5 protein-coding genes are annotated in these 3,491 nt (G+C 46.2%); 4 read left to right on the top strand and 1 reads right to left on the bottom strand.

All coding sequences use genetic code 11. The features are described 5' to 3' along the window. Positions 1-94 precede the first annotated feature (94 nt). Complete coding sequence (locus VN379_RS24360) at positions 95-241, top strand: hypothetical protein (RefSeq protein ID WP_325538728.1); 147 nt, start codon at positions 95-97, stop codon at positions 239-241. Between the two features lie 49 nt (positions 242-290). Here VN379_RS24360 and VN379_RS24355 read toward each other — a convergent pair whose 3' ends face one another. Next, the gene (locus VN379_RS24355; RefSeq protein WP_325538727.1) at positions 291-1,001 is read right to left on the bottom strand and encodes an SLBB domain-containing protein; all 711 of its coding nucleotides are present in this window, start codon (positions 999-1,001) and stop codon (positions 291-293) included. 206 nt (positions 1,002-1,207) lie between these two features. Here VN379_RS24355 and VN379_RS24350 point away from each other — a divergent pair, with 206 nt between their 5' ends. Genes VN379_RS24350 through VN379_RS24340 form a run of 3 tightly spaced genes read left to right on the top strand, consistent with a single transcriptional unit; the run spans position 1,208 to position 3,405 of the window. Further along, positions 1,208-1,711 carry a YqeG family HAD IIIA-type phosphatase gene (locus VN379_RS24350; protein ID WP_325538726.1) on the top strand — a complete coding sequence of 168 codons (504 nt, stop codon included), beginning with the start codon at positions 1,208-1,210 and terminating at the stop codon, positions 1,709-1,711. Between the two features lie 10 nt (positions 1,712-1,721). Then, a complete protein-coding gene (locus VN379_RS24345) occupies positions 1,722-2,501 on the top strand; it encodes a carbon-nitrogen family hydrolase (protein ID WP_325538725.1) in 780 nt (259 codons plus the stop codon). 37 nt (positions 2,502-2,538) lie between these two features. Then, complete coding sequence (locus tag VN379_RS24340) at positions 2,539-3,405, top strand: shikimate dehydrogenase (RefSeq protein WP_325538724.1); 867 nt, start codon at positions 2,539-2,541, stop codon at positions 3,403-3,405. Positions 3,406-3,491 lie beyond the last annotated feature (86 nt).

The following is a 3,491-nucleotide window of genomic DNA, read 5'->3' as shown; positions in this document are numbered from 1 at the left end:
AGTATAGATTGATTAAAAAAATATAGAGCGGCGAATGGCCACTCTGTTGAGATAAATAATCTTAAGCTAATTAAGTGAGGGGGCGGTTGTTTAGATGCACGGTCATTTTCCTTATGGCATGGCTGTTATCAGTGTTATACTCCATGTAGGTGTAATTGGTAGTGGATTATACATATTCTATAGCATAGCTAAGTCGTTAAAACGAATTGCTGATAGACTGGATAAAGTCAATGAGCTTTAGTCCTGTTTTAGCCGTATCCTCCGGGGTGCGGCGTTTTTATTTTAAACTATTAAGGTAACTTCGGTAGGGTACCTGATACCACGATTTCCTGGCAGTCAGAAATGGGTTGAGTAAGATTTAACTGATTAGGATCGGCTCCCAGGGAAAAGCCACCTGCCGCATGGACCGCATCCAAAGCAAGCGAGTTCTCTTTAATTTGATAAACACCAGGCTTATGAACATAGCCTTTAATATACACTGTTATCGGTTCCGTGTTGGGCTGTACTTTGGCTGGTGGTGCCCATTGTGAAAAAACAAGGATATGGGGTACGATCATAGCTACTAAAAATGCACAGGCAATTTTAACAAAATGATGGAGATATCTTTTTACCGGCTTCGGTTCCTTGTCTACAATGTCAAAAACAAAGGCATTGCGGTCTAAGGCAGCTTTAACTTTAACCTGACGCCAAGGACTGGTCTTTATGATTTCCCCCATCACGTTTACAGCTTGTCTAATTTTGATTTCTGAGATTTGAAACGCAAAGTTAGCCATATCAGCAGGCGGAGTTGTTAAGAGAGTAAGAAAATTCTCAGTCAACAGCTTAAGAATTTTATTATCTGGTGTCTGAATATGGAACCTATTAGGTGGCTCAGTCCAAACCGCAAGAATGGTTCCATCCCTGGCGATAATGGCATGGATAGTATCTCTGTCATCGCATATAGGCTTGTTTCTTAAAATTTCTTCAAGAACATTCACCATATTGATAGATTCACCATACATAATTTCGATCAACTCCATATTTAACCTATACATAGATATTAAACTATCTGAACGGGTTTTACAATAATTGGACATTATTAATTTTTTTACACACGCTCCCTGACTCACCGGTGCAAAGGGGGCAAAGAGTGGCAGTCTCTTTTGTTTTTGTTTTTATCATGCTATAATTTTTGGTAGCTGTACAGTAATGGATTTTGGAGGGAAAATTGCTTAAATTACTAACGCCGTGCCTGGTAGTCGACACCCTGTATGATATTAATCTGGATCTACTTAAACAGCGTGGGATAAAGGGGATCATTTTCGACCTTGACAATACCATTGTTGCCTGGAATAGCCCGGATCTGTGCCCTGATATGAAAATCTGGCTGAATCAGCTGAGTGGACAGGGGGTAAAAACCTGTCTGCTGTCAAACAACGGCAATAAACGGGTAAGGGCAATAGCCGCTCAGTGCGGTGCTCCTTTTGTGGCCAGGGCGTTAAAGCCATCCCGGACCGGCTTTAGACAGGCTGTACATACTATGGGGCTGACTCCGGTTGAAGTAGCTGTCGTAGGAGACCAGCTATTTACCGATATGCTGGGCGGTAACCGGTTAGGTTTATTTACAATCTGGGTTAAACCGCTGGCGCCGCAAGAGTTTATCGGAACAAAGATTACCCGTCAGCTGGAAAAACTGGCGATACGCCTGTTACGGGCTAGCGGACGCCTTTAGGAGGTCCTATATGAAAATTGCAATGCTGCAAATGCAGGTCATTGCCGGTGATATTGAAGGCAACACAAACAAGGGACTAACACTTGTTAATGAAGCTGCAGCTAAGGCTGATGTCATCATATTGCCGGAGATATGGACAACCGGTTATGCGTTAAAGAATGTGGCTCAGACTGCGGAAACTATTGATGGACCGCTAATTACCCGGTTGACCGGGATTGCCAGGAATAACAACGTAAACATCATCGCCGGGTCTGTGCCCCTTAGGCTGAATAGCAGGATCTATAACAGCGCAGTAATTATTGACCGGCAAGGCAATCGTATTACCAGCTATGAAAAGGTGCACCTGTTCAGCATGTATGGAGAAGAACGCTTTTTTTCCCAGGGTTCTAAACTAGGTTTGCTTTCACTTGACAAGGTGGCTGTTGGCGTAGGTATTTGCTATGACCTAAGGTTTCCGGAACTCTTTCGTTCCCTGGCGTTACAGGGGGCTCAGGCTGTTTTTGTACCAGCCGAGTGGCCGGCGGCACGGGGCCATCATTGGCGCACACTCGTGCAAGCCCGGGCGATTGAAAACCATATGTATATCTGTGCGGTAAACTGTGTGGGTGAGCATAAAGGCAGCCCTTTTTACGGACATTCGCTGCTTGTTGACCCCGAAGGCGTAATTGTAGCTGAGGGCGGCGATCACGAAACAATTATCTATGGTGAGCTTGATCCGGCACGTGTGGCTGAGGCCCGGAAAGGGATGCTGTCTTTTGCTGATCGCAGACCTGATATTTATGCCGATTAGAACGAACAAGCGGCTTAAAAAAAGAGGGGGTGGAGTTATGATCATAACCGCTAAAACACAAAAAGTAGGGCTACTTGGGTGGCCGCTCGGCCATTCACTATCACCGGCTATGCATAACGCGGCATTTGCTGTCAGTGGTCTTGACTATGTTTATCTACCGCTGCCCACACCACCGGAGTTGCTGCCACAAGCGGTAGCCGGGCTAACAGCCCTGGGATTTACCGGTGTCAATGTTACCATCCCGCACAAAGTGGCGATTATCGATTTGCTTGATGAGCTGGATGCCAGTGCCGGTCTGGTGGGGGCGGTTAACACGGTTGTTGTCAGTAATGGGCGGTTGATTGGCTATAACACCGATGCCGGGGGATACATTGGTTCGCTGGTAGCGGCCGGGGTATCTGTTGCGGCTAAAGATGCTGTTGTTTTAGGCGCAGGAGGGGCTGCACGGGCAGTAGTAGCAGGCTTGATCGAGAACGGTATTACCTCAGTCGCCATTGGAGCCCGGAGCGCTGACAAAGCCAACGCGATTGCGAACAGATTTGCCGGCAGCGGGCTGCCGGTAAACGGTATCGCCTGGGAATCGTCGGCGTTTGCTGAAACAGTAGCTAAAGCGGATATCATTGTTAATACTACGCCACTTGGCATGTATCCGGACACCATGAGTCAGCCGCAGCTGGACTGGGAGAGTCTCAAGCCATCAGCCGTTATTTCTGACCTTGTCTACAACCCGCTGAAAACAAGTTTTTTGGCAGAAGCTGAACAGCGTGGTCACTTTGTAGTCAGCGGGGAGGGGATGTTGCTTGAACAAGGGGCGCTTGCTTTTAGCCTTTGGACAGGCTGCCCTGCACCTCGGCCGGTAATGCGGCAGGCCTTACTGGCCGGTTTAAGTAATAAATCATCTTAACACTGATAGTGATTATCATTTATATTTTTTTAGTTAACTTTTAAATTCACAAATTTTTAATATGATATTTACAAATACTTGCAGGA

It is taken from the genome of Sporomusa sp. (assembly GCF_035561255.1).
Classification (GTDB): Bacteria; Bacillota; Negativicutes; order Sporomusales; family Sporomusaceae; genus Sporomusa.
The sequence above is the reverse complement of the archived record's forward strand: the minus strand, read 5'-3'. Positions and strand labels throughout refer to the sequence as shown.